We start from the raw sequence: 24,231 nt of genomic DNA on the forward strand, positions 1-24,231 counted from the left end.
GGTGCGTCGGTACGGTCGAGCCATGACGCCATCCGTCGAGGCACGGCTCAACGCCGTCGCGCCCGCCGTGCTGAGCCTGTTCCGCATCGTCCTGGGTCTGCTGTTCACCGTGCACGGCGCCGCAAAGCTGTTCGCCTGGCCGGTCGACATGGGCAGCGGTCCCATCCCCGCCGGCACGTGGCCGGCATGGTGGGCCGGCCTCATCGAAGTGGTCGCCGGGCTGCTGATCATGACCGGCCTGTTCACCCGCATCGCCGCATTCATCGCGTCGGGCACCATGGCGGTCGCCTACTTCTGGCAGCACCAGCCCGACGGGCTGCATCCGCTGCAGAACGGCGGCGAGTCCGCGGTCCTGTTCTGCTTCGGCTTCTTCCTGCTGGTGTTCACCGGCGGCGGCGCCTGGGCGCTCGACGCACTGCTGCGTCGGCGCCGTAGCACCGTTTAGGCGTCGAGCGCCAGGTCGGCGCGGAAGCGCTGCATGCCGTCGATCTTCTGCGCCAGTGTGGCGTCGGGACCGCTGTAGAACATCCACGGCATGGTGATGACGCCGGTGATGCCCGCCGCCTCGGCGCGCGCGTAGTGCTCGGGAGTGAAGGCATCGGTCAGCGGGGTCAGCACGGTGAAGTCGTCCATCGTCGCGCCGCGTTCGGCGCGCAGCGCGCGCAACGTCGCGACGGCCTCGACCGCGCGGTCGGTCGAGATGAGGTCGCCGATCCACCCGTCGTTGCGCGCCGCCCGGCGCAGCGCGACGTCCGACAGCCCGCCGACGTAGACCGGGATGCGCGGCGGCGTGGGCTCCATCTCCAGCCGCGGCGTGCGGTAGAACTCGCCGTCGAACTCCGTCCAGCCCGGCTCCCAGAGGGCGCGCATTAGCTCGAGCATCTCGTCGGTGCGCCTGCCGCGGCGGTCGAAGCGCTGCCCGAGGAGCGCGAATTCCTCGGCGCACCAGCCGACGCCGATGCCGAGTTCCAGGCGCCCACCGGCGAGGCACGCCGCAGTGCCGATCGCCTTGGCCGCCGAGTACGGGTCGCGCATGGCGGGCAGGTACACGGTGGTGACGAAGCGCAGCCGCCGGGTCGCCAGCGCGATCGCGCCGATCATCACCCACGGGTCCGGCCAGTGGGTGAACGGCTCCCACCGCCGAGAGCCGTCCTTGGTGTAGGGGTACGGCGTCGCCAGCGTCTCGAGGTTGACGACGTGGTCCGGGATGCCCATCCCGTCGTAGCCGAGTTCGTCGGCGGCACGGGCGACGTCGACCACCTCGGCGACGTCGAGGAAGGCGGTGCTGACGTAGAACCTCACGCGCTGGCCCGGCCGCCGGGCCGGGCCCACGCCGGCATGATGAACACGCCCTCGGCCTCGACGGTGCGCCCCGCGGCGTCGGCGAGGTGGCCGCGGGCGTAGGTCTTGATGCCCTCGGTGCGGTCGACGTGTGCCTCGGCGCGCACCCGCCCGAGCGGCGTGCCCCGCAGGTAGCGCAGCGTGATGGTGCCGGTGAACAGCGACTTGGTCAGCCCGTCGCTGGCCACCTCGCCGAGGATGTGGTCGAGCATCAGCGCGCAGATCCCGCCGTGCACCAGCCCGGGCGGTCCCTCGTAGGCGGCACCGAGGGTGAACTCGGCCCAGCAGCCACCGCCCGGTTCGTGGGTGATGTGCATCGGCGGGGCGATCGGATTGCGCAGTCCCACCGCGGGATTCGCCCAGGCGAGCGGGCGGCCGGTGTCAGCGTGCCGCAGCGTGGAGGTGGTGTCGTGACGTACTCCGCCCAGCACCTCGGCGGCCGCGTCGATGGCGGCGCGCGCGGTCTCGATCTCCGCCGCGTCGACGCCGGTGCGCAGGCCGACGTCGATCAGCCGGCGCATCGACTCGGTGAGCGGCTCGTACAGCGCACGCAGCCGGGTGTACTCGTCGTCGGCGATGACGTCGAACGGGAACTCGGTCTGCTCGGCCATCTATTCTCCGAAGATCTTGCGCACCACGGTCTTCGCGCGGCGCGTCACGCGCAGGTAGTTGTCCAGGAATTCGCCGCCGTCGCCGTTGGCCCAGCCCGCAGCCACGGCGACGGCGTTGAGCTGGCGGCCCGGTCCGGGCAGCTGGTCGGTGGGCTTGCCGCGCACCAACACCAGCGCGTTGCGCGCGCGGGTCGCGGTCAGCCATGCCTGGCGCAGCAGGTCGACGTCGCCCTCGGCGACCAGCTCCGCGGCGCCGATCGCATCGAGCGATTGCAGCGTCGAGGTGTTGTGCAGCGCGGGAATGCGATGGGCGTGCCGCAGCGCCAGCAGCTGGACGGTCCACTCGATGTCGGCCAGACCGCCGCGACCCAGCTTGGTGTGGGTGTTGGGGTCGGCGCCGCGCGGCAGACGCTCGGCGTCGACGCGGGCCTTGATGCGGCGGATCTCCTGCACCGCCTCGGCCGACACGCCGTTCGGCGGATAGCGGATGTCGTCGATCATCAGCAGGAACCGGTGCCCCAGGTCGGCGTCGCCGGCCACGCAGTGCGCGCGCAGCAGCGCCTGCACCTCCCACGGTTGCGCCCACTGCGCGTAGTAGGCGGCATAGGACGCCAGCGTGCGGACCAGCGGCCCGTTGCGACCCTCCGGCCGCAGGTTGGCATCGACCTCCAGCGGCGGGTCCGCGCTGGGCGTGCCGAGCCGGGCGCGCACCTGTTCGGCGATGCTCACCGACCACTTCACCGCGACGGATTCGTCAGTGTCCCCGAGCGGTTCGCACACGAACAGGACGTCGGCGTCCGAGCCGTAACCCAGCTCGCCGCCGCCCAGGCGGCCCATGCCGATCACCGCGATCGTCGCGGGCGGGCCGGCGGCGGGGGTGTTGGCGCGGACCACCACGTCGAGCGCCGCCTGCAGCACCGCCACCCACACCGACGTCAGCGCCGTGCACACGTCGGTCACCGAGAGCAGGCCCAGCAGGTCCGCCGACGCGATGCGCGCGAGTTCGCGACGACGCAGTGTGCGCGCGGCCGCGATCGCCCGCACCGGGTCGGAATGCCGTCCGGCCGAGGCGACGAGCGCGCGGCACACGGTGTCGGGTTCGACGTCGAGCAGCTTGGCGCCCCGCGGTCCGTCGGCGTACTGCTGGATCACCTCGGGCGCGCGCATCAGCAGTTCGGGCACGTACGCGCTGGTCCCGAGCACCCGCATCAGCCGCTTGGCCACCGCACCCTCATCGCGCAGCGCCGCCAGATACCACCGCTGGTCGGCCATCTCCTCGCTGATCCGGCGGTAGGCCAGCAGCCCCGCGTCGGGATCCGGTGTGTCCGAGAGCCAGTCGAGCAGGGTGGGCAGCAGCACCTGCTGCACGCGGCTGCGCCGGGTGCCGCCACCCGTCAGCGCGGCGAGGTGGGTCAGCGCGCTCTGCGGGCCCTCGTAACCCAATGCGGCGAGCTGACGTTCGGCGGCCTTGGCCGTCATGCCCTCGCCGAAGTCGACCGCCGGACGCCCGACCGATTCCAGCAGCGGCTGGTAGAAGAGCTTGGCGTGCAACCGCGACACCCGCAGGCTCTGCCGCTTGAGTTCCTCGCGCAGCACCCCGAGCGCGTCGTGCTGACCGTCCGGACGCATGTGCGCGGCGCGCGCCAGCCAGCGCAGCGCCTCGTCGTCGTCCGGCTCGGGCAGCATGTGGGTGCGCTTGAGCCGCTGCAGCTGCAGCCGGTGTTCGAGCAGCCGGAGGAACTCGTAGGACGCGGTGAGGTTCGCGGCGTCGTCGCGCCCGACATAGCCGCCGGCGGCGAGCGCGGCCAGCGCGTCGACCGTCGAGGACACGTGCAGCGAGTCGTCGGTGCGGCCGTGCACCAATTGCAGGAGCTGGACCGCGAATTCGACGTCGCGCAGGCCGCCGGTACCGAGTTTGATCTCTCGCGAGCGGACGCCCGCGGGCACCAGTTCCTCGACCCGGCGGCGCATGGCCTGCACGTCGGGCACGAAGTCCTCGCGCTCGCACGCCGTCCAGACCATGGGCACGAGGGCGGCGAGGTAGCGCTCACCGAGGTCGGCGTCGCCGACGGCGAACCGCGCCTTGAGCAGCGCCTGGAATTCCCACGTCTTGGCCCACCGCTCGTAGTAGGCGACGTGCGAGGACAGCGTGCGGACCAGCTGCCCGCGCTTGCCCTCGGGGCGCAGCGCGGCGTCCACCTCGAAGAAGGCATCGCCGGCGAATCGCATCATCTCCCCCGCGATGCGGGTGTTGAGCGCCATCGTCGACTCCGAGGCGTCCTCGGCGACGAAGATGACGTCGACGTCGCTGACGTAGTTCAGTTCCCGCGCACCGCACTTGCCCATGGCGATGACGGCCAGCGCGGGCGGTTCCTTCTCGTCGCCGCACACCGTGCGGGTCGCCACCACGCGCGCGGCCTCGAGAGCCGCGTCGGCCAGGTCGGCGAGGTGACTGCCGACGGTGGCGAAGGGCAGCACCGGTTCGTTCTCCACCGTGGGCGCCAGGTCGAGCGCCGCGAGCACCAGCAGCCGGTCGCGGTACATCGACCGCAGCGACGTCATGGCCGTTGTTGCCGAGGCACTTTCGGCGACGGCCACGAACTCGCGACGGATCTGGCGCGCCTCGGGGAGCCGCACGGTGCCGGCCAGCAGGTGCCACGACGCCGGCTGCGCGACCAGGTGGTCGCCGAGTGCGAGCGACGAGCCCAGGACGGCGAACAGGCGGCCGCGCAGCGGCTTGTCCGCGATCAGCGCGCGGTTGAGCTCGGCCCAGCCGGACCCCAGCGCCTCGGACAGCCGCACCATCGCCCGCAGCGCCTCGTCGGCGTCGGGCGCGCGCGAGAGCGACCACAGCAGCTCGACGTGCGCGTCGGTGTTCCAGCCCAGCCGGTCGAGGTCGTCACGGGCGGTGGGTGCGACGAGTCCCAGCCTGCCGACACTGGGCAGCGTGGGCCGCTGCGTCGCGGGTTTTGGCACGCCCCGACGTTAGCGCACGCCGGCGCGCCGCCGGCTCAGAGCAACGGGCTCACAGCGACAGGTAGGCCTTCAGCTCGAACGGCGTGACGTGGCTGCGGTAGTTCTCCCACTCGGTGCGCTTGTTGCGCAGGAAGAAGTCGAAGACGTGTTCGCCGAGCGCCTCGGCCACCAGCTCGGAGTTCTCCATCTCGCTCAGCGCCACGCCGAGGCTGCCGGGCAGCTCCTTGTAGCCCATCGCGCGACGCTCCTCGGGGGTCAGCGTCCACACGTTGTCCTCGGCCTCCGGGGCCAGCTGATAGTTCTTCTCGACGCCGCGCAGCCCGGCGGCGAGCAGCACCGCGAAGGCCAGGTAGGGGTTGCAGGCGGAGTCGGGGCTGCGCACCTCGATGCGTCGGGACGACGCCTTGCGCGGCGTGTACATCGGCACCCGCACCAGGGCCGAGCGGTTGGCCGCGCCCCACGACGCGGCGGTCGGCGCCTCGCCGCCGTGCACCAGCCGCTTGTAGGAGTTCACCCACTGGTTGGTGACGGCGCTGATCTCGCTGGCGTGCTCCAGGATGCCGGCGATGAAGGCCTTGCCGACGTCGGAGAGCTGCAGCGGGTCGTCGGAGCTGTGGAAGGCGTTGGACTCGCCCTCGAACAGGCTCATGTGGGTGTGCATGGCAGAGCCCGGGTACTCGGCGAACGGCTTGGGCATGAACGACGCCCGCACGCCCTCGCCGAGTGCCACCTCCTTGACCACGTACCGGAACGTCATGACGTTGTCGGCCATGGACAACGCATCGGCGTAACGCAGGTCGATCTCCTGCTGCCCCGGCGCGCCCTCGTGGTGGCTGAACTCCACCGAGATGCCCATCTGCTCGAGCGCGTCGATCGCGTGCCGGCGGAAGTTCGGGGCGGCGTCGTGCACGGCCTGGTCGAAGTAGCCGCCGTTGTCGGCGGGCACCGGCGGCGTGCCGTCGTCCTTGCCGGGCTCGAGGAGGAAGAACTCGATCTCGGGGTGCACGTAGCAGGAGAAGCCGAGATCGCTGGCCTTGGCGAGCTGCCGGCGCAGCACGTGCCGCGAATCGGCCCACGACGGCGAACCGTCGGGCATGGTGATGTCGCAGAACATCCGTGCGGAGTGGTGCTTGCCCGCCGACGTCGTCCACGGAAGCACCTGGAACGTCGAGGGATCCGGACGCGCGACCATGTCGGCCTCGGACACCCGGGCGAAGCCCTCGATGGACGAGCCGTCGAAGCCGATGCCCTCCTCGAAGGCGCCTTCGAGTTCGGCCGGCGCGATCGCGACCGACTTCAGGTAGCCGAGCACGTCGGTGAACCACAGCCGGACGAAGCGGATGTCGCGTTCCTCCAGCGTGCGCAGCACGAATTCCTTCTGCCGGTCCATGTGCGAAGCGTAGGCACCGGCTGTTAAATCCGTGTTACGTCGCGGCTAGCACCGCAGGTCTGCCACCGGCGGTCGGGAGTTCACCAGGAAGTCGACCACGGCGCCGTCGACGCAGGCGTCCCCGTTGAACACCACGGTGTGCTGCGTGCCGTCGAACGTGATGAGCGATGCGCCCAGCTCGCGTGCCAGCTCCACACCCGCCTGATAGGGCGTCGCGGGGTCCCGCGTGGTGGAGACGACCACCACCTTGCCCGGCCCGGGCGACACCGCGGGATGCGGTTGCGACGTCGGTGGCACCGGCCACAGCGCGCACAGGTCGCGCGGCGCGTACCCGGTGAAGGCGCCGTAGGACATGAACGGTGCGACGAGGCGCGCCTGCCGGTCCGCCTCGGCCCATGCGGCGGAGTCGGTGGGGTACGGCGCGTCGACGCACCGGATCGCGGTGAACGCGTCCTGCTGGTTGGAGTACTGCCCGGTCGGTCCGCGCTGCTGGTAGTCGTCGGCGAGCAGCAGCAGGTCGCCCGGGTCGGTCCCGCGCGCGAGGCCGAGCAGGCCGCTGGTGAGGTACTTCCAGTACTGCTGGGTGTACAGCGCGTTGGCGGTGCCGGTGATGGCGTCGGAGTAGCTCAGCCCGCGCGGGTCGCCCGTGGCGGCCGGCGTCGTCGCCAGCGGGTCGACGAGTTGGTGGTAGCGCGCGACGAACCGTGCCGGGTCCTGTCCCAGCGGGCAGTCCGCGGACCGTGCGCAGTCCGCGGCGTAGGCGTCGAATGCGGTCTGGAAGCCGGCGAGCTGGCGGACGTTCTCGCCGATCGGGTCCGACCCCGGGTCCACGGCACCGTCGAGCACCATCGCGCGCACCCGCTCCGGATAGCGCTCGGCATAGGCGGCGCCCAGCTCGGTGCCGTAGGAGTAGCCGAGGTAGTTGACCTGCGTCTCCCCCAGCGCCGCCCGCACGACGTCCATGTCCTGAGCGGTCGAGCTGGTCCCGACGTGGGCGAGGAAGTCGCGCCCGGTGCGGTCGAGGCAGCCCTGGATCACCCCGGCGTAGATCGACTCGATCGCGGCGACGCCCGCAGGGCTGTAATCGACCATTGGCTCACGGCGGTACGCGTCGAACTCCGCGTCGGTGCGGCACCGCACCTGCGGGGTGGAGTGGCCGACGCCGCGCGGGTCGAACCCGACGAGGTCGAAGCGCTGGGCGATCTCAGTGCCTGCCAGGCCCGCCGCCATGCCGGCGACGGTGTCGACCGCCGAGGCGCCGGGCCCGCCCGGGTTGACCATCAGCACGCCGAGCTTCTCGCCCGCGGCCGGCACCCGGATCACGGCGAGGTGCGCCTGCGGACCGGTCGGGTTCTGGTAGTCGACGGGGACGTCGATGGTGCCGCACTGGGCGGTCGGGATCCGTCCGGCGTCACCCACCCAGGCCGCGCAACTCCCCCACGCGGGCGGCTGCCCGTAGCTCGCGACGGCCTCGCCCTCGGGGGACGCGGCCGCCGTCGGACACAGCACGCCCGCGAGCGCCATGGTGGCGAGCGGTGCCGAGATGAACCTACCCACCCGCCACATGGCGATCATGCTCGCACGCAACGGTTGTCATCGCCGCAGCCGGCCCGATCCGGTGACGACTCGGCAACCCGACGGTGACCGGCCGGTGACCTGCCGCTCAGCACCGGGCGCCGGGCGGCGGCACCGTGACGTCCACCAGGTAGGTGGCGGCGATGTCGTCGACGCAGCTGTTGCCCTGGAACACCACGGTGTGCTGGGTGCCGTCGAAGGTGAGCAACGCGCCGCCCAGCTGCTTGGCCAGGTCGACGCCCGCCTGATACGGCGTGGCCGGGTCATTGGTGGTGGAGACCACCAGCGTCGGCGGCAGTCCCTTCACGGCGACCTCGTGCGGCTTCGACGTCGGCGGCACCGGCCAGAAGGCGCACGTGCCCAACGGTGCGTTGCCGGTGAAGGCGCCGTAGCTCATGAACGGCGCCACCTCGCGGGCGCGGCGGTCCTGCTCGATCACCTTGGCGCGGTCGGTGACCGGCGGCTCGTCGACGCAATTGACCGCCACCCGGACGTCGGTCGAGTTGTTGTAGTGCCCCTGCGGGTCGCGGCCCATGTAGAGGTCGGCGAGCGCCAGCATGGTGTCGCCGCGGCCGGCGCGCAGCTCGCTGAGTGCCTGGGTGAGGTGACGCCACAGGTTCGGCGAGTACAGCGGCAGGATGGTCCCGATGATGGCGTCGCCGTAGCTCAGACCGCGCCGATCGTCGGTCTTGGCGGGCTTGGACACCAGCGGGTCGACGAGTGACTTGTAGACCTCGACGGCCTTGGCCGGGTCGGTGCCCAGTGGACAGCTCGGGTCCTTCGCGCAGTCCGCGGCGTAGTCGTTGAACGCGGTCTGGAACGCCGCCGCCTGCCGGATGTCGGCCTCCAGCGGGTCGGCGTTGGGGTCCACGGCGCCGTCGAGGATCATCGCGCGAACCTTGTCGGGGAACAGCTCGGCGTAGGTGGCGCCGATGCGCGTGCCGTAGGAGTAGCCGAGGTAGGTCAGCTTGTCGTCGCCCAGGGCCTGCCGGATCGAGTCGAGATCCTTTGCCACGCTCGCGGTTCCGACGTTGGCCAGGAACTCCTCGCCCATCTTGTCGACGCAGCGCGCCACGAAGTCCTTGGTCTCGGACTCGATGTGCGCGACGCCCTCGGGTGAGTAGTCCACCTGCGGGTCGGCGCGGATGCGGTCGTTGTCCTCGTCGGAGTTGCACCACACCGCGGGCGTGGAGCTGCCGACCCCGCGCGGGTCGAAGCCGACCAGGTCGAAGCGCTCGCGCACCGACTCCGGCAGGCTGCCCACCAGGGAGGCCGCCGCGCCGACACCGGATTCGCCGGGCCCACCGGGGTTGACGACGAGCGAGCCGATCTTCCGTCCCGTGGCGGGGAACTTGATCATCGCCAGCTGCGCGACGTCACCGTCGGGCTTGGCGTAGTCGACGGGGACCGAGAGCATGCCGCACTCCGCACCCGAGGGCAGGGGCGAGTCCCCGCCGGCGTCCTCCTCGCAGGCCGACCAGTCGACCGGCGATCCGGGCGGCGGGGCACCGACCAGGGCGCGGCCGTCCACGACGTTGCTGCAGCCGGCCACCAGTGCGATGACCGTGGTAGCCGCGAGGACCCCGCTGGAGAGCTTCATGGCTGACCATGCTGCCATGCGTCGGCATCGCCGCTGATGAGGACGGTCGCGCGGCAGTGCGCGTCCCCGTCAGGAGATGGCAGCCAGCAACGCGTCGAGTTCCACCTGGAAGTCGTCGGCCATGTCCCACAGGTCCGGCAGCAACTCCGGGCAGGAGATGATGCCGACGTCGAGCGTGCCGCGCAGCGACATCACCGTGACGTTCAGCCCGGACCCGTGGAAGATCGGGCCGAGCGGATACATGGCCTTCACCTCCGCGCCGAGGAAGTAGAGCGGGATCTGCGGTCCGGGCACGTTGGAGAGCACCAGGTTGTGCACGGGCTTGGCGCTGGCCAGCCGGCTCGCCGCATAGACGCGCATCGCGACGCCGAACACCGCCGGCGCGGCGAATTGCGTCCAGTCCTGCAGCAGCGTGGCGCCGATGGCCGAACTGTGCTGCTTGGCAACGGAATTCGCATCAGCGATCGCCTTGATCCGTTCGACGGGATCGGCGATGTTGGTCTCCAGCCGGGCGAACATCCCGGACACCTGGTTGCGGCCCGGCCGGTCGGAGCGGTCGTGCACCGACACCGGCACCATCGCCACCAGCGAGCTGTCGGGCAGTTCGCCGCGGTCGAGCAGGAAGCGGCGCAGCGCCCCGGACACCAGGGCCATCACCACGTCGTTGACCTTGACGCCGAAGTGGTTCTTGACGCGCTTGACGTCCTCGAGGTCCAGCTGGGCGAACGCGATGTTGCGGTGGCCGGTGATGTTGGCGTTGAACGCCGTCTTCGGGGCGGCGAACGGCGGCGCCATCGTCAGGCCGCTGCGCGCCCGCTTCACGGTGTCGACCACGGTGGAGACGGTCGTGGGCAGCACGTTGACCAACCGCAGGGGCCGCGCGGCGAAGCGGATCGCCCCGCCGAGCGCGATCTCCAGGTCCGTCGCCGAGCCCGCACCCGGTACCGGGTCCGGCGGCGGCGCATCGGGTTCGGTGGTGCACAGCTGCGACATCAGGTTGGCACCGGTCACGCCGTCCACGCCCGAGTGGTGCACCTTGGTCAGCACGGCCAGCCGGCCGCCGTCGTGGGCGTCGGTGCCGGCCACGTTCTCGATCACCCACATCTCCCACAGCGGTCTGCTGCGGTCCAGCGGCAGGGACGCGATGTGCGCGCAGATCTCGGCGAGTTCGACCCGGCCGCCCGGCGCGGGCAGCCCTATCCGGTGCAGGTGCCGGTCGACGTCGAAGTCCTTGTCCTCCACGCGAACCGGGTGGTCGAGGTTGAGCCGGTTGTCCACCAGCTTCTCCCGGAACTCCGGCATCGCCTTGATCCGCAGGCTCAGCGCGTCCCGCAGCCGGTCGAAGGTGTAGCCGCCCGGCATGGTGGACGTGTCGACCTCCAGCACCGAGCAGACGTGGAGCGGCTGGGCGGCCGTCTCGAGGTAGAGGATTCTGGCGTCGAGTCCGCTGAGCCGCTGGAAGCCGGGCATGTCCGCGATCGTAGGCGCGTGCGCGGCCGCGATGTGAGGAAATGCACGTCACGCGGTGTTCACCTGGGGGCAGGTGGGATGCAACACTGGTGTGGTCAGACGACCCGGGGACCCGATGTGGCCTCGAGGACGACACGACCACACGAGGGACGACGATGTCTGAGCAGACGGTATACGGTGCTGCCACCGATTCGGCCGAGACCAAGCCGCGCGTGCGCGTCCGCACGCACCACCTGGGCAAGTGGAAGGCCGAGGGCCACAAGTGGGCCATGCTGACGGCCTACGACTACTCCACCGCACGCGTCTTCGACGATGCCGGCATCCCGGTGCTGCTGGTGGGCGACTCGGCCGCCAACGTGGTGTACGGCTACGACACCACGGTGCCGGTGACCGCCGACGAGCTGATCCCGCTGGTGCGCGGCGTGGTGCGCGGCGCCCCGCACGCGCTGGTGGTCGCCGACCTGCCCTTCGGCAGCTATGAGGCCGGGCCCCAGCAGGCGCTCGCCACCGCGACGCGCTTCCTCAAGGAGACCGGCGCGGCGGCGGTCAAGCTCGAGGGCGGCGAGCGCGTCGCCGAGCAGATCGCCACGCTCACCCAGGCCGGCATCCCGGTCGTCGCGCACATCGGCTTCACCCCGCAGAGCGTCAACGGCCTGGGCGGCTTCCGCGTCCAGGGCCGCGGCGACGCGGGCGAGCAGACCATCCACGACGCCATCGCCGTCGCCGAGGCCGGCGCCATCGCCGTGGTGCTGGAGATGGTGCCCGCCGAGCTGGCCACCCAGATCACCGGCAAGCTGACGATCCCCACCGTCGGCATCGGCGCCGGTCCGAACTGCGACGCGCAGGTGCTCGTCTGGCAGGACATGGCCGGGATGACGGCGGGCCGGACCGCGAAGTTCGTCAAGCGCTTCGGCGCCGTCGGCGACGAACTGCGGCGCGCCGCAGCCGATTACGCCCGCGAGGTGGCGACCGGGGCATTTCCGGCCGAGGAGCACTCCTTCTAAGCCGCGGTTGACGCCCGGCGCTCAGCCGAACGTCGGTGCGCGCTTGTCCAGGAACGCCGCGATGCCCTCCTGGCCGTCGGCGGCGGTGGCGCACTCGGCGATCGCCCGGGCCTCGAGTTCCATCTGCTCTTCGATGCCGGTGGCGAACGTGTCGAGCAGCAGCCGCTTGACCGCGGCGTTGGACGTGCGCGACGTCGTCGCCATCTGCTGCGCCAATGCCCGTGCGCGGTCGGCCAGTTCGGCGTCGGACACCACCTCGGTGAGCATCCCCCAGTCGAGGGCCTCGGCGGCCGTCAGCGTCCGGTTGGTCAGCATCAACTGCTGGGTGCGGCGGATGCCGATCAGCCGCGGCAGGTAGTACGACGAGCTGCCGTCCGGGCTGAGCCCGGCCTTGGTGTAGGCCATGGTGAACTTCGCCGACTCGGCTGCCAGGACCAGGTCCCCGGTGACGGCCAGGCTGAACCCCGCGCCGGCGGCCGTGCCGTTGACGACGGTGATGACGACGGCGTCCATCCGGGCGAACGTGGACAGCGCACGGTGCAGGTCGTCGGCGATCCCCTTGACGAAGACGCCCGCGTCGGGCGCGGCGGCCATGGCCCGCAGGTCCCCGCCGGCACTGAAGAAGCGCCCCGCTCCGGTGATCGTGACGACCTTGGTGGCAGGGGTGTCGCACAGTGCCGCCGCGGACGCCAGCTCGCGGGTCAACACGTCGTTCATGCCGTTGGCCGCGTCGGGCCGGTTCAGCACGATCTCGGCGACGGGTCCGGACTGGGAGAACTGCAGCGTCTCGAATTCGGCCATGTCGGAACGTTAGCGCACCGGTTCTTACGGCCGGCGGGCGATCTGTAACGCATCCGGGCAGACGGCCGGGTGGCCGGCGGACGCGGTGGGGCGATTCGTTCACCTCGGTGTGGCACCCTGTTCACACTCTGGACCCAGCAACCCCCGCCGACCGAAGGTGAAGATGGCATCCGACAAGCGCAAGGCGTCCCGACACACGGAGATCGAGCGGAAGTTCGCCGTGTCCGAGGACACCGTGTCCCCGTCGTTCCAGGGCCTGTCGGCGGTGGGCCGGGTGGACCGGTTGGAGCCCGCGCACCTCGACGCGGTCTACTACGACACCCCCGGCCAGGACCTGGCGGCCCACCGCGTCACGCTGCGTCGCCGCACCGGCGGCACCGACGCCGGCTGGCACCTCAAGCTGCCTGCCGGCGCGGACGCGAGAACCGAGGTGCGCCTTCCCCTGTCGGAGGGTGACGCGGTTCCCGACGAGTTGCGCGACGTCGTGCTGGCGCTGGTCCGCGACCGCGATCTCGCACCGGTCGCCCGGATCAGCACCACGCGCAACGTCGACCTCCTGTTCGCCCAGGACGGCACACCACTCGCCGAGTTCTGCGACGACCACGTCACCGCATCGGCCGTCGGCGGCGAAGAGCAGTTCTGGCGCGAGTGGGAACTCGAACTCGCCGAGGGGGCGGATCCCGCCCTGCTCGAACGGCTGGCGAACCGCCTGTTCGATGCGGGCGCCGAACCCGCCGGACACGGCTCGAAACTCGCCAAGGTGCTCTCGGCCACGGCGCCTCGACGCCCACCGCTGCCCGAGGACCCGGTGCACCGCGCGGTGGCCGAGCAGTTCGCCGAGCTGCTCGAGTGGGACCGCGCGGTCCGCGCGGACGCCTGGGACGCGGTGCACCAGATGCGGGTGATCACCCGCAAGATCCGCAGTCTCGTGAAGGGATCCGAGGAGTCCTTCGGGCTCTCCGGTGACGCGTGGGTGCTCGAGGAACTGAAGCTGCTGGCCGGCGTGCTCGGCGTGGCCCGCGACGCCGAGGTGCTCGCCGAGAAGTACGAGAAGGCGCTCGACGAGCTGCCGCCGGAGCTGGTGCGCGGTCCGGTGCGCCAGCGCCTGATCGACGGTGCCAAGCGCCGCTACGCCGCCGGCCACAAGCGGTCGCTCGCGGCCATGCGCTCCGAGCGGTATTTCCGGCTGCTCGATGCCCTCGACGAGCTGGCCACGGCCGAGCCGGCGACCACCGCCGGCGGCGAGGAGCCGAAGCAGGCCACCGTCGCGTCGGCGTACCGCAAGGTGCGCAAGTACACGAAGGCGGCGCGCGAGGCCCAGGCGTCGACCGAGCTGTCCGCCGAGGAGAAGGACGAGGCACTGCACCGGATCCGCAAGGGCGCGAAGCGTCTTCGGTACACCGCGGCGGCGACCGGCGCCGCCGAGGTGGCCGACCGGTCGAAGGCCATCCAGTCGCTGCTCGGCGACCACCAGGACAGCGTGGTGAGCCGCAGGCACCTGTCCAGTGAGGCCACCGCGGCGCACGTCGCGGGCGAGGACACCTTCACCTACGGCCTGCTGTTCGCCCACGAGGACGCCGTCGCCCGCGCCGCCGAGGAGCAGCTCGACGGCGTGCTCAAGCAACTCGCGAAGGCGGTCGAGAAGTCGGGCTGACCGGCCCGGCGTGGGCGGACGAGTTGGCCTGTAAGCCGGAGTCTGCCCGCTGGGCGTTTGTGTTGTCGATGGACGTTGGTTCGATCTGTCGGGTCCAGGTCAGGGCGTTGGCAACGTTGGCGTTGCACCCCCGTCGCTAGACGGACTGCGGACGGACTGCGGACGGAAACCGCACCCCGGATTCGAGGGCCGCCCGGTAGCGGCCTTTCGGCGTCTCGCTACTCGAACGCGTTCCGAGATTGAACTTTCGCAGAAATGACTGAAGGCGGCTCCCCGGCAAGGGAACCGCCCTCGAAAGTCCTTCAGGTTGCGTCCACCAAGGTGGTGTACGAGTCGGACCTGATCAGCGGTACCGGCGTGTCGTAGCCGAATGATTGAAGGTCATCGCGTGATTCTTCGAGAGACCGACCAAAGTTTCTCGAGCAAAGGAACCGACGCGATGACCACTGCCCACAATATCGACCTGCCCACCGTGCTGGCCGAACGACTCACCACCGCCCATCCCGACGTGCTGCGCGAGCTGCTCGCCACATTCATCCACACCCTGATGGGCGCTGAGGCCGACGCCCTGTGCGGCGCCGGATACGGCGAACGCAGCACCGAGCGCACCAACTCCCGCAACGGCTACCGGCACCGCCAATTCGACACCCGCGCAGGCTCATTGGATCTCGCGATCCCGAAGCTGCGCCACGGCTCCTACTTCCCGGACTGGCTGCTGGAACGCCGCAAACGCGCCGAACGGGCTCTGACCACGGTAGTCGCGACCTGCTACCTGCTGGGGGTCTCGACGCGGCGGATGGACAAGCTGGTGGAGACCCTGGGGATCACGTCGCTGTCGAAGTCCCAGGTCAGCGTGATGGCTAAGGAACTCGACGCCGCCGTCGAAGCCTTCCGCACCCGGCCCTTGGACGCCGGCCCGTACACGTTCGTGGCCGCCGACGCCCTGGTGCTCAAGGTCCGCGAGGGCGGGCGGGTGGTCAACGTGCACGCCCTGATCGCGGTCGGGGTCAACGCCGAGGGCCATCGCGAAATCCTGGGTATTGACGTCAGTACCGCCGAGGACGGAGCGGGCTGGTTGACGTTCTGGCGGTCGCTGACCGCCCGCGGCCTGTCCGGGGTCAAATTGGTCACCAGCGACGCCCATGCCGGGCTGGTAGCGGCCATTGGGGCGACGCTGCCCGGGGCGGCCTGGCAGCGGTGCAGAACGCATTACACGACCAACCTGATGGCCGTCACTCCCAAGTCGTCGTGGCCGTGGGTCCGGACATTGTTGCATTCGGTGTTCGATCAACCAGACGCTGAATCGGTTGCTGCGCAATATGATCGGATCATCGAGGCCCTCGCGGACAAGCTCCCCAAGGTCGCCGACCACCTGGAAGAAGCCCGGGCGGACCTGCTGGCGTTCACTGCGTTTCCCAAGCAGATCTGGCGCCAGATCTGGAGCAACAACCCCCAGGAACGCCTCAACAAGGAGATCCGCCGACGCACCGACGTCGTCGGCATCTTCCCCGACCGAAACGCTCTGATCCGCCTCGTCGGCGCCGTCCTGGCCGAACAACACGACGAATGGGCAGAATCGCGGCGCTACCTCGGCCTCGACGTCCTCAGCAAATCACGCACCGTCAACGACACACCGACAGAACAGGAGGCCACCCCAGCGGCACTGACCGCCTGACCCAACTACCTCGAAGAATCACACGACGACGTCGTACACCACGTCCCTGGACTTGACCGTCCTTCACCGCCCGGACTAGGGGCGGATCAACATCACGACACTTGGAGATTAACCCATGCCTGAAAACGGCACAATCCACGCAACAAAAGTCGAACAAGCCGTTCAGAATGTTCCCTTGCCTGCCGGCGCTGACGACGCCACCAATTGGTGGGACTCCGACGACGAGTACCGCATCGTCTACACACCGGAGCTGGCGACCGGGAACGCCACCATCTACGGCTCTGCGGTCCAGCGGCCCGACGGGACGCTGATGGGCGCAGAGGATCCGCCGCGGGTGTACCCGCAGAACGCGTGCCCCGAGGAGGGCTTGACCCTCGACGAGGCGCGGCAGCTCGCCTGCCAGATCCTCACGACCGTCGAGCTGCTGGAGGGGTGGCAGCGATGAGCATCGACATGAGCCGCCACGTCTGCACGGAATGGTGCACGGTCGACCGACCTGACCATGGCGGCGATCCTGCGTGTTGGGGCAGCGACGTCCATCAGGTGGCGTTGACGCTCGAGGACGGTTACCCGCACGACGCCACGGTGGTGGAGGCGTTCCGCGGCGACTGCCCGAAGATCGGCGTCTATGCCTACCGGCCCGAAATTGGCCGGGTTGAGCGGGTGAAGCTGCACCTGTACCGGCCGAGCGACAACGATTACCGGTACCTGGACGACGAGTTGCATCTGACCGTGGCTGAAGTGCACCAGTTGCGCGCAGAGTTGGAAGCCGTCCTGGCGGAGCTAGGCGGTGCTCGATGACCGAGAAGCACGAATGCCGTTTTGACTGGTGCAACAGCACCCTGGACGGGCACCCCGAGGCGTTGACCGAGCACTTCTCCGAGACGGTTAAGGTCAGCGCCACCCACGACATGCAGTACCGGTTCGACGACGACCGCCTGCCGTTCGTGGGGGTTGGGCTGTGGTTGGAGGAGGGGTTGGAGGTCGCGCCGCACGTCTACCTCTTGGCGTCGACGACGAAGGTCGAGGCGTCGATGGACATGCGGTTGGACGAGGCGATCGTTTTGCATGATCTGCTTGGCCGGCTGATTGATCAGGGGCTCGTCGGTACCGGCTTGGACCGTGACAAGGTGCTCGCGGTTGCCATGCGGATGGGGGCGGTCCAGTGACCGAACCGACCGTAATCCCGAGTTCGGGAGTAGCGGACCCGTTGCCGCCTGGTGCGTTGTCGACTGACGGGTGGTCGGGGTGGGACGACGAGGAGGGTCCGCACCGTCTGCTGTACGGGCGGCGTCACCAGGTCGGGGCGGCGGTCGTCGGCGGGTGGGCGATGCAGGAGATCGTCGACAGGAACTCTGGTGGCACCAGAGTTCACGTCGAGTCGTCGAGTGAGGTGTACGTCGACCGCATCGACCAGCACGGGCAGCAGGTGCAGTGCTTCGACTTGACCCGGCAGGAGGCCCGGGAGTTGGCGGTGGCGCTGCTGCGGGCCGCGAGCGACGTCGACACCATGGCCGGCGTTGAGAAGGAGTGCGACTCCCGCTCAAACCGCATGCTGGTCGCCGATGACACCGAGGGCCGCATCGAGGTCGAGTGCCGGCCGTTCGAGCCCGACATGCCGGACTACGACGGGCAACGTTTCCTCGCCATCCACGTCGACGGGCGAGAGGAATCGTTCGTCTGCCTCACCGCCGAGCAGGCGGCCGAGCTGGCGGCGCTGCTGGTGGTGGAACCCGCGGCGTCCTAGATAGCGAAAAGGTCCGGTAAACGAGACTTCTCGTTTACCGGACCTTTTCGTTGGCGCCAGCAGAAAGGTCTTGTCGGTGCCCGCTGCCACCATGTGGGTCAGACCCCCACCACGTCACCGCTCAGCGGGCTACCCGCCAGGGCCGTCCGTCCAAGTAGAGCAAGTGGCACTTGCTTTACGGGCGGAGGTGTATCCACTCAATCCGACGCAGCGCCCTGTTGCGCCCGAACGTCCCGCACGACTCGGACGACCTCTTCATCGTTCGGGGTCACGCCCAATTCGACAAGCTGCTGCCGGACACTCGCCACCGCTTCTTCCTCGGACCCGCCGAGGGGTACCTGCAGTCCACCCGAGAATTGACCTTCGAGGTTCTCTTGCAGCCGCTTCAGTCCGTCGTTGTTAAACCTGAATCCGCTCATGGGTTTGGCCTCCTTCGTCGCGGTGCGTGCCGTTAGTCGGACAGGATGCTGACGAACGAGCCGGGATCGACGCGCCAGAACATGAGGTCGCCGTCGTACCCGATGTGCACTGTTACCGAGTCGCTCCGTCCATTGCTGCGGACTACCTCAGCCTGTCCCTCGAACATGTTTCCGGTCATGTGCATGATGTGGATGTATCGGGTCTGCAGGCCAATGTCGCTGAAGCGTTCGTCGGCCCGGAACGATTCGTTCATCGAGTCCTTCACCCTGCTGGCAAGGCCGGTCGAGTAAGGCCGGGTCGATTGCCAGTACGAGATGCCGAAGCCGGCGCCGATGAGGACCGCGGTAGCGACGGCGGCCACGATGAGCACGAAGCGGCGGGTCGCGTACTGCGGCGGCTTTGGCGCCGGCGGCGCGTAGGTGTAGTTCACATAGTCGGCGTCGTGTCCGACCGGCGATGGATAGGCGTTGTCTGTGGTCTCCCCCATGGCGCGGAGCTTATCCGGGAGCCCGGACAACACGGGGCGCAATCGAGGCGTCGGCCGTGCTGCCTACCTTGGTCGCATGATCAGCGGTGCCATAACTCGAGTGACGCTAACCCGCACCATCGAGCCGTCCGAGACGGACTTCACCGCCTTGCCCGGTGTCGAGCAGTGGGTGGTGTCCTGGACGGTCGCCGGCCGCCGCGAGGACAACCACCTGCGGCAACCGCACTGCTCCGAGAAAGCGGCCCGTAGGCACATCGACGGGCTACTGAAGCGCCGACCTCCGGGGATGCCCGTCGAGCGCGTGTACGTCGAGAAGCTTTAGAACCTGGTCAGATCAAGCGTCAGTCTGCCGTTCAGGGATGACCTGCCCGGGCATGTACTGGCCGGGCTTGAGGTACCGCTTGCCCACGCTCCCGTCCGCACGTCGAACGGGTTCGAAGTCTCCTGGAATGATCAGGACGAAGTCGGGTGCAAGCAAGGGCTCGTCCTCATTGATCACGGGTTCGCTCATGTGAACCAGTCTGACTGAAGACGCTGACAGAATAAGGACGGGCGGCGCCCTCCCTTACATGGAAGTGCACCGCCCGTGCAGAGATCTCCGTGCCTATGGGGTGAGCGAGACTGACTCCGCCCAAGTGTGCTCGCGCTCAGCTTCAGGGCTGAGGACAGGCGGCTCGTCGTCCTCCTCATCGTCGGCAAGCCGAATGGCGCCCGAGACGAACTCGACTTCCACAAGCTTCAAGATGCCCTCGACGAATAGTGCCGCTCGCGTCGGTGAGGACGCGACGACAGGAATGACGAGCATGGGCTCATCGCCGTCTTCGAGCAGGATGGTCCCCGGTACCAGATCAGTGATCCGTCGCAGGGGCAGCCAACCCGATTCGTCGTATACCGGCTTCGTGATCGCTTCCACCGTGAACAACGTCATGACCGCTCCTCCTTCCGTGGAGTATGTCCCTTGTGCGGAACCTCAACCCCGAGGCGCCGCAGAACCGCCGTAGCGTTCTTATCTCCCCTGTGGTCCGATGGCGTCTTGCCGAACGTCACAGGCGCCGCGGGTCGGTTCCGATACGGATCTTCGAGTCCTTCGGGAGGTGTGAACCGAGGATGACCGTCAGATGTCTCGTCATAGGTCCAACCAGCCTCCTTCGCCGCTTCCCAGAGCGGACGCAGCCGCTTTGGAACCCCCGCCACGTTTCGAACTGTAAACGAAACCGAGAGCAAAATCGTCCCCGATTCGAAAACGGCAGTTCAGCGTGTTTTCTTCCTTACTCGATCTTGAACGGTCCGCAAAGTTCGTTCCGGTCCATTTTCGCCGATCGAATCGCTGCCGGTTCGTCGCCGGGTCTCACCGGCCGGGGCCTTGGTACATGTAGCTGAGGTGCTTCTCGATCGTCTTGCCGTTCTGATCCTCGTCGGCCTTGTTGTTCGTCAGGTTGACGGTGTTGTTGACCGTGGTGTTGCGGGTGTTCTGCGCACCGGCGCTACCGGGCATCTGCGGGGCGCCTTGAGCCTGTCCGAGTCCGCCTCCGCCAGCCGTGTTGTTCTTGGCGGGGCGTGCGCCTGCGAGGCCGCCGGCGAGCTTGCCGAACCAGGAGTTTCCGGCCGCGCCGAGCGGTGAGCCGGATGGCAGGAACGTCTCCATCAGACCCTGCACCCCGATCGCCGCGGCCTGACCGCCAAACTGAATCGCCCTATTGGCCAGCTGCAGGGCGGCACCAGAACCCGGGGCGAACGCATTCGCGGCGGCCATCGCCGCAGCCATCGGAGCGCCACCGAGACCGGGGCCAGCGCCGCCGGGTGTCGCCACGGGTGCCAGACCCGTATCGAACCCTGCAGGGCCGCCAGCGGCGGCCCCGATGCCAGGACCGGCGGTCAATGGACCGGGGTACCCCTGTCCGCCGAATCCGGCGGGCAGTGTCGGCAGGGCGCCGGCAGCGCCGGGCTGGAACCAGTCCGGGTGTGCCGCGGACGTCGCCGGCCACGCGCCCGGGCCCTGTCCGGCGAGGACATTGTTCCCAACGGCCATCTGCTGCTGCGGGGACGCCATCCACGCCTCCGGCGCGTACTGGCTGCCGCCATAGGAGTTCCAAGTACTCGGGGAGAACTGCAGGCCACCGGAGTAGCCGTTGCCGGTGTTCGCCGCCCAATTACCCGAGGCTTCGGCACCGGCGATGGCGTTCCACTGCTGCGACGACAAACCCATTCCGGCCATCCCAGGTGCGGAGACGACGGTGACCGGCACGGTGCCGCTCGAGGTGGTGTATCCCGCTGCACCGAACCCGCCCGGCAGTGGGGTGATGTTCCCCGGGTTGCCGGGCTTGTAGAACGCGTGCACGTGGTCTTCGTGGTTCTGGGTGGGGCTGCCACGGTCGGGCATGGGAGTGCCGGTAGTACCGTGACCGTAGCCATACGACGTGCGGTTGAAGATCGCGCCGTACACGTTCGGATCCGAAAGAACCTGCGAAAGCACGCGATTGCCCTCAGCAATGCTGCCGACCATGATGTCTATAGCACCGTTTTGGTGCTCGCCGTACTTGTCTGCGGCATGATCACCAACGGTGAAACCCTGGCTTTGCCAATACGGCATCATGGCGCGGTGGGCGAAGTCCCTGCCCGATTCGCCGGGCATGGCAGCGGCTGAGTAGGCCGGCATGCCGACGCCGCCGCCGAGAGGCGACGGACCCATCGTTGATGCGCCGTTCGACAGCAGCCCAAGCGCGGCGGCTTGCAGGCTCGGGTTGGATGCGATGGCGGAGCCGAGGGCCAGGTTGCCGAACGTCTTCACCAGGTTCTCGACAAGACCGGGGATGCCCTTGCTGATGCCGAAGTCCTGGTCGAGCGGGGCGAAAATGGCATCGAGGCCGCCGACAGCGTCGCTCATCTTGCTCGTTGCCTGCTGCATCTGGCCGGTGCGCGCCAGGATGGCGTCCTGCTGGGCGGCCCACTGGGCGCGTTCGGCCTCTTGGAGGTCGTTGCGGGCGGTGAGGAGTTCCTGCTGGGTGGCGTTGCCCTTGGCCTCGAGGACTTGGTTCGCCAGGCGCTTCTGCTCGAGATTGTGGGTGGCGGTGAGCAGCTTCGAGTCGGCGTCGTACAGGGCCTGTTGGTCGACACCGGCGGCAGCCGCCGGCAGACCGGCGAGCGGGTCACCCATGAGGTACTTCGACGGATCGACGAACGGCGTTGCAGTAGAGCCGGACCCGCCACCCGATCCACCGTCGGTGACCGTCGGCGGCACGTAGGGCGTAACCCCCGGAGCGGTGGGGTTGAGCGCGGAGTACGTTGCGCCGCCGCGGCGATCGGCCTGGGCGCCGGGAAGGCCACCTGCGGGGGCAGTAGGAAGCCGGAAGCCATATCGGTCGCGCTGGGCGTTGGGGCCGCCGTACTGATCCGGTGCGGCGACGGGAAGCTTGTTCGAGGAGAACGCACCCGCCGAGGACGGGACGCCCATGACGATGGTGCCGGTGTTGTTGCGGGTCAGTTCGCCGAGCTTGCCCTGCGGATCGGTCGCGGTCTGCTGACCCGGGAACTGAGCGAAGTCCTTCGTCGCGTTGTCGTACACCGACTTCCCGGCGTCGTACATCAAGAACGTCAACCACGCGGGGACGGCGACCTTCGACAGCGCGGACGAGATGCCGTTGGCTCCGCGCGTGGCGGCGTTCGGTAGTCCTACGCCGAGGGCGTTGTTGACGTCGCCGAGCATCTTCAGTAGCTGCAGAGGCCCTTGCATCGTCTTCCAGGCGATGAATGCCGTCACGGCCGCCTCCGCGCCACCGGGGATGCGGTTGAGGATGTCGAGGCCCTGCCGGACGATCGGCAGCCACGCATTGGCTGCGGAGACGCCAGCACGGAACACACCCGCGACGACCGGACCCGCGGTAGTCGCGATGTCCTTGAGCTGACCGAGCATGTCTCGGCCCTCGGCAAAGTAGTTCTGTAGCTTCGTCTGACCGTCGGTCGAGTTGAGGAACAACGACATCTTCGCGGTGGCGGACTCGAGAGTGCCGAGCAGACCCGCCCCGCCTCCAGCGGCCTGCGTGAGCGCGGTGACGCTCTGACCGATGTTCAGGACCGTGTTCCCCAGCTGCGTAAAGCCTGTCAGGCCATCATCGATCCAGCGGTCCAAGCGGCCATCGCCATCGGCTGCGGTGATAAAGCGGTCGAACCGATCGGCGACGTCACCGACGGCCGATGCCAGCCGAGGCAGACTGTCGGTGCCTGCGGTGGTCAGGGTGCCGATGGCGTGAATGGCCGGGTCGATCGCTGCGGTCAACTGGGCCTGCGCCGTGGCGGTGTTGCCGAAGATCCTGTCCAAGAACCCTTGCGAGGACGAGGAGCCAAGGGAGTTCATCGCCTGCAGGAGGTTCTGATTGATCCCCTTCGAGATGCCGTCCACGCCGCGAGTGACGGCCGGGAGGTCGGCGGCGACGAGCCCCTTCAGGCCGTCCGAGACGCCGGCGAACATGTTGTTGCCGGCGATGTTCCGTAGTTCCGTGAAGGTGCCTTTGAGTCCCGCGACCGTCTTGACAGTGTCGGCCTGGGCGGGGGCGAGGTCGGCGAGCGCCTTGTTCGCCGCAGTCACTGACGCTTCCGTGCCGTCAGCAGCCTTGTTGACCGCCTCGAGCGCGTCAGACATCCCGTGCATGCCCAGCGCGCCAACCCCCACCGAGGAGGCGATGCCGGCGAAGATGCCCGGCAGCGCCAAGCCCGCCCCGGCGAGCTGCTGCACGGCTCCCGCGACGTCGGTGATTGCCGTAGCCGCTGCTGGCAACAGGCCGATGCCCGCCAAGCCGAGGTTGAGCTTGAGGCCGGTGCCGAAACTCGCCTGCGCCTTCGTAAACGATGCCTGCAGGTCCGACAGACCACCACCGGCCGACTTGTACGCCTCCCCCGCTTCGCGGACGGCACGCGCCTTATCCCGCTCCGCACGCGACACCGCAGCAGCCGACGACACCAACTTAGCGTCGACGTCGAGTTGCTTCTGCCGGAGGACGACGAGCTTCTCCTCCGACGCCGCGATGGCGTCGGCGTTGTTCGCGTTCCGGGCGGCAGCCAGCTTCGACTCCTCGGCGGTGACCGCGGCGGTGATGGCCTTCGACCGCTCCATTTGGGCGGCTCGTTTCTTCTCGGCGGCCTCGATCTTGCCGAGGTTGTCCGCCACCTTGTCCGCAGCCGCCTGGATGCGCCCATCGCGCTCCATCGCCCGGGCGAAACTCGACGAGTACGTCTGGCCGGCGTTCGTCCCGGCATTGTCGAAGTACCGCTTCGCGTCCTCCGCAGCCTTCCGGCCGGAGGCATCGTCGAAACGCGACTTGACCTGGATAAAGACGGCCATTACCGGTCCACCTCCGCACTCGCGTGAGGCGGCGCGAATGCCTCCTCAAGAAAACTCAGGGGTCTGGACTGCGAGGGACCTAGGGGCAGGTGGGAGGTCAGGCCGCTCGTCGGGGACATCCCCCAGGGTGTGCGCTTGGGGGAAA

22 protein-coding genes are annotated in these 24,231 nt (G+C 69.0%); 9 read left to right on the plus strand and 13 right to left on the minus strand.

The genetic code is table 11. From position 1 onward, the window contains the following. Window positions 1-22 precede the first annotated feature (22 nt). Window positions 23-445 (plus strand): DoxX family protein, encoded by a 423-nt coding sequence (locus tag FZ046_RS22400; RefSeq protein WP_070355676.1) that lies wholly within the window; start codon window positions 23-25, stop codon window positions 443-445. Here FZ046_RS22400 and FZ046_RS22405 read toward each other — a convergent pair. The 7 genes from FZ046_RS22405 to FZ046_RS22435 form a co-directional block, all read right to left on the minus strand. Next, entirely contained in the window at window positions 442-1,302 is an 861-nt protein-coding gene (locus FZ046_RS22405) for a TIGR03619 family F420-dependent LLM class oxidoreductase (RefSeq protein WP_070355686.1), read from the minus strand. The genes FZ046_RS22400 and FZ046_RS22405 overlap by 4 nt on opposite strands. Then, window positions 1,299-1,952 carry a PaaI family thioesterase gene (locus FZ046_RS22410; RefSeq protein WP_070355677.1) on the minus strand — a complete coding sequence of 218 codons (654 nt, stop codon included), beginning with the start codon at window positions 1,950-1,952 and terminating at the stop codon, window positions 1,299-1,301. The genes FZ046_RS22405 and FZ046_RS22410 overlap by 4 nt, the downstream gene beginning before the upstream one ends. Then, complete coding sequence (locus FZ046_RS22415) at window positions 1,953-4,928, minus strand: bifunctional [glutamine synthetase] adenylyltransferase/[glutamine synthetase]-adenylyl-L-tyrosine phosphorylase (protein ID WP_070355678.1); 2,976 nt, start codon at window positions 4,926-4,928, stop codon at window positions 1,953-1,955. Window positions 4,929-4,977: 49 nt separating this feature from the next. Further along, entirely contained in the window at window positions 4,978-6,318 is a 1,341-nt protein-coding gene (gene glnA / locus FZ046_RS22420) for a type I glutamate--ammonia ligase (RefSeq protein ID WP_070355679.1), read from the minus strand. 45 nt (window positions 6,319-6,363) lie between these two features. Beyond that, entirely contained in the window at window positions 6,364-7,893 is a 1,530-nt protein-coding gene (locus tag FZ046_RS22425; RefSeq protein WP_070355680.1) for an alpha/beta hydrolase, read from the minus strand. 88 nt (window positions 7,894-7,981) lie between these two features. Then, on the minus strand, window positions 7,982-9,493 hold the full coding sequence (locus FZ046_RS22430; RefSeq protein WP_281288479.1) for an alpha/beta hydrolase: 1,512 nt from the start codon (window positions 9,491-9,493) through the stop codon (window positions 7,982-7,984). A gap of 69 nt (window positions 9,494-9,562) precedes the next feature. Beyond that, window positions 9,563-10,963: a WS/DGAT/MGAT family O-acyltransferase gene (locus tag FZ046_RS22435; RefSeq protein ID WP_149484321.1), complete on the minus strand. Its 1,401-nt coding sequence runs from the start codon at window positions 10,961-10,963 to the stop codon at window positions 9,563-9,565. 155 nt (window positions 10,964-11,118) lie between these two features. Here FZ046_RS22435 and panB point away from each other — a divergent pair, with 155 nt between their 5' ends. Continuing rightward, on the plus strand, window positions 11,119-11,967 hold the full coding sequence (gene panB, locus FZ046_RS22440) for a 3-methyl-2-oxobutanoate hydroxymethyltransferase (RefSeq protein ID WP_070355683.1): 849 nt from the start codon (window positions 11,119-11,121) through the stop codon (window positions 11,965-11,967). A gap of 21 nt (window positions 11,968-11,988) precedes the next feature. On the opposite strand, the gene FZ046_RS22445 is transcribed toward panB, so the two are convergent. Continuing rightward, window positions 11,989-12,768: an enoyl-CoA hydratase/isomerase family protein gene (locus FZ046_RS22445; protein ID WP_070355684.1), complete on the minus strand. Its 780-nt coding sequence runs from the start codon at window positions 12,766-12,768 to the stop codon at window positions 11,989-11,991. 163 nt (window positions 12,769-12,931) lie between these two features. On the opposite strand from FZ046_RS22445, the gene FZ046_RS22450 reads away from it, so the two are divergent. The 6 genes from FZ046_RS22450 (at window position 12,932) to FZ046_RS22475 (ending at window position 17,844) form a co-directional block, all read left to right on the plus strand. After that, window positions 12,932-14,422 (plus strand): CYTH and CHAD domain-containing protein, encoded by a 1,491-nt coding sequence (locus FZ046_RS22450; protein ID WP_070355687.1) that lies wholly within the window; start codon window positions 12,932-12,934, stop codon window positions 14,420-14,422. Window positions 14,423-14,861: 439 nt separating this feature from the next. Further along, entirely contained in the window at window positions 14,862-16,097 is a 1,236-nt protein-coding gene (locus FZ046_RS22455) for an IS256 family transposase (protein WP_070356446.1), read from the plus strand. 175 nt (window positions 16,098-16,272) lie between these two features. Beyond that, window positions 16,273-16,542, plus strand: coding sequence for a hypothetical protein (locus tag FZ046_RS22460; protein WP_070354320.1), 270 nt, complete (start codon window positions 16,273-16,275; stop codon window positions 16,540-16,542). Then, window positions 16,539-16,898 carry a hypothetical protein gene (locus FZ046_RS22465; RefSeq protein WP_070354319.1) on the plus strand — a complete coding sequence of 120 codons (360 nt, stop codon included), beginning with the start codon at window positions 16,539-16,541 and terminating at the stop codon, window positions 16,896-16,898. The genes FZ046_RS22460 and FZ046_RS22465 overlap by 4 nt, the downstream gene beginning before the upstream one ends. Continuing rightward, window positions 16,895-17,266 carry a hypothetical protein gene (locus tag FZ046_RS22470; protein ID WP_070354318.1) on the plus strand — a complete coding sequence of 124 codons (372 nt, stop codon included), beginning with the start codon at window positions 16,895-16,897 and terminating at the stop codon, window positions 17,264-17,266. The genes FZ046_RS22465 and FZ046_RS22470 overlap by 4 nt, the downstream gene beginning before the upstream one ends. Before the next feature lie 56 nt (window positions 17,267-17,322). Next, window positions 17,323-17,844, plus strand: a complete 522-nt coding sequence (locus tag FZ046_RS22475) for a hypothetical protein (protein WP_149484322.1) — start codon at window positions 17,323-17,325, stop codon at window positions 17,842-17,844. A 197-nt stretch (window positions 17,845-18,041) separates the two neighbouring features. Here the strand turns inward: FZ046_RS22475 and FZ046_RS22480 are convergent, their stop codons facing one another. After that, window positions 18,042-18,263: a hypothetical protein gene (locus FZ046_RS22480; protein ID WP_125939747.1), complete on the minus strand. Its 222-nt coding sequence runs from the start codon at window positions 18,261-18,263 to the stop codon at window positions 18,042-18,044. A 32-nt stretch (window positions 18,264-18,295) separates the two neighbouring features. Then, window positions 18,296-18,751: a hypothetical protein gene (locus tag FZ046_RS22485; protein ID WP_070354316.1), complete on the minus strand. Its 456-nt coding sequence runs from the start codon at window positions 18,749-18,751 to the stop codon at window positions 18,296-18,298. A gap of 100 nt (window positions 18,752-18,851) precedes the next feature. Here FZ046_RS22485 and FZ046_RS22490 point away from each other — a divergent pair, with 100 nt between their 5' ends. Beyond that, window positions 18,852-19,073 (plus strand): hypothetical protein, encoded by a 222-nt coding sequence (locus tag FZ046_RS22490; RefSeq protein ID WP_125939746.1) that lies wholly within the window; start codon window positions 18,852-18,854, stop codon window positions 19,071-19,073. Window positions 19,074-19,085: 12 nt separating this feature from the next. Here FZ046_RS22490 and FZ046_RS27530 read toward each other — a convergent pair whose 3' ends face one another. From FZ046_RS27530 to FZ046_RS28195, 3 genes are all read right to left on the minus strand, one after another. Beyond that, window positions 19,086-19,262, minus strand: a complete 177-nt coding sequence (locus FZ046_RS27530) for a hypothetical protein (protein ID WP_170292465.1) — start codon at window positions 19,260-19,262, stop codon at window positions 19,086-19,088. 93 nt (window positions 19,263-19,355) lie between these two features. After that, window positions 19,356-19,679 (minus strand): hypothetical protein, encoded by a 324-nt coding sequence (locus FZ046_RS22495; protein WP_070354314.1) that lies wholly within the window; start codon window positions 19,677-19,679, stop codon window positions 19,356-19,358. Between the two features lie 420 nt (window positions 19,680-20,099). Next, window positions 20,100-24,086 carry a transglycosylase family protein gene (locus FZ046_RS28195; protein WP_070354313.1) on the minus strand — a complete coding sequence of 1,329 codons (3,987 nt, stop codon included), beginning with the start codon at window positions 24,084-24,086 and terminating at the stop codon, window positions 20,100-20,102. Between the last annotated feature and the right edge of the window lie 145 nt (window positions 24,087-24,231).

This window comes from Mycolicibacterium grossiae, from assembly GCF_008329645.1.
GTDB classification, from domain to species: Bacteria; Actinomycetota; Actinomycetes; order Mycobacteriales; family Mycobacteriaceae; genus Mycobacterium; species Mycobacterium grossiae.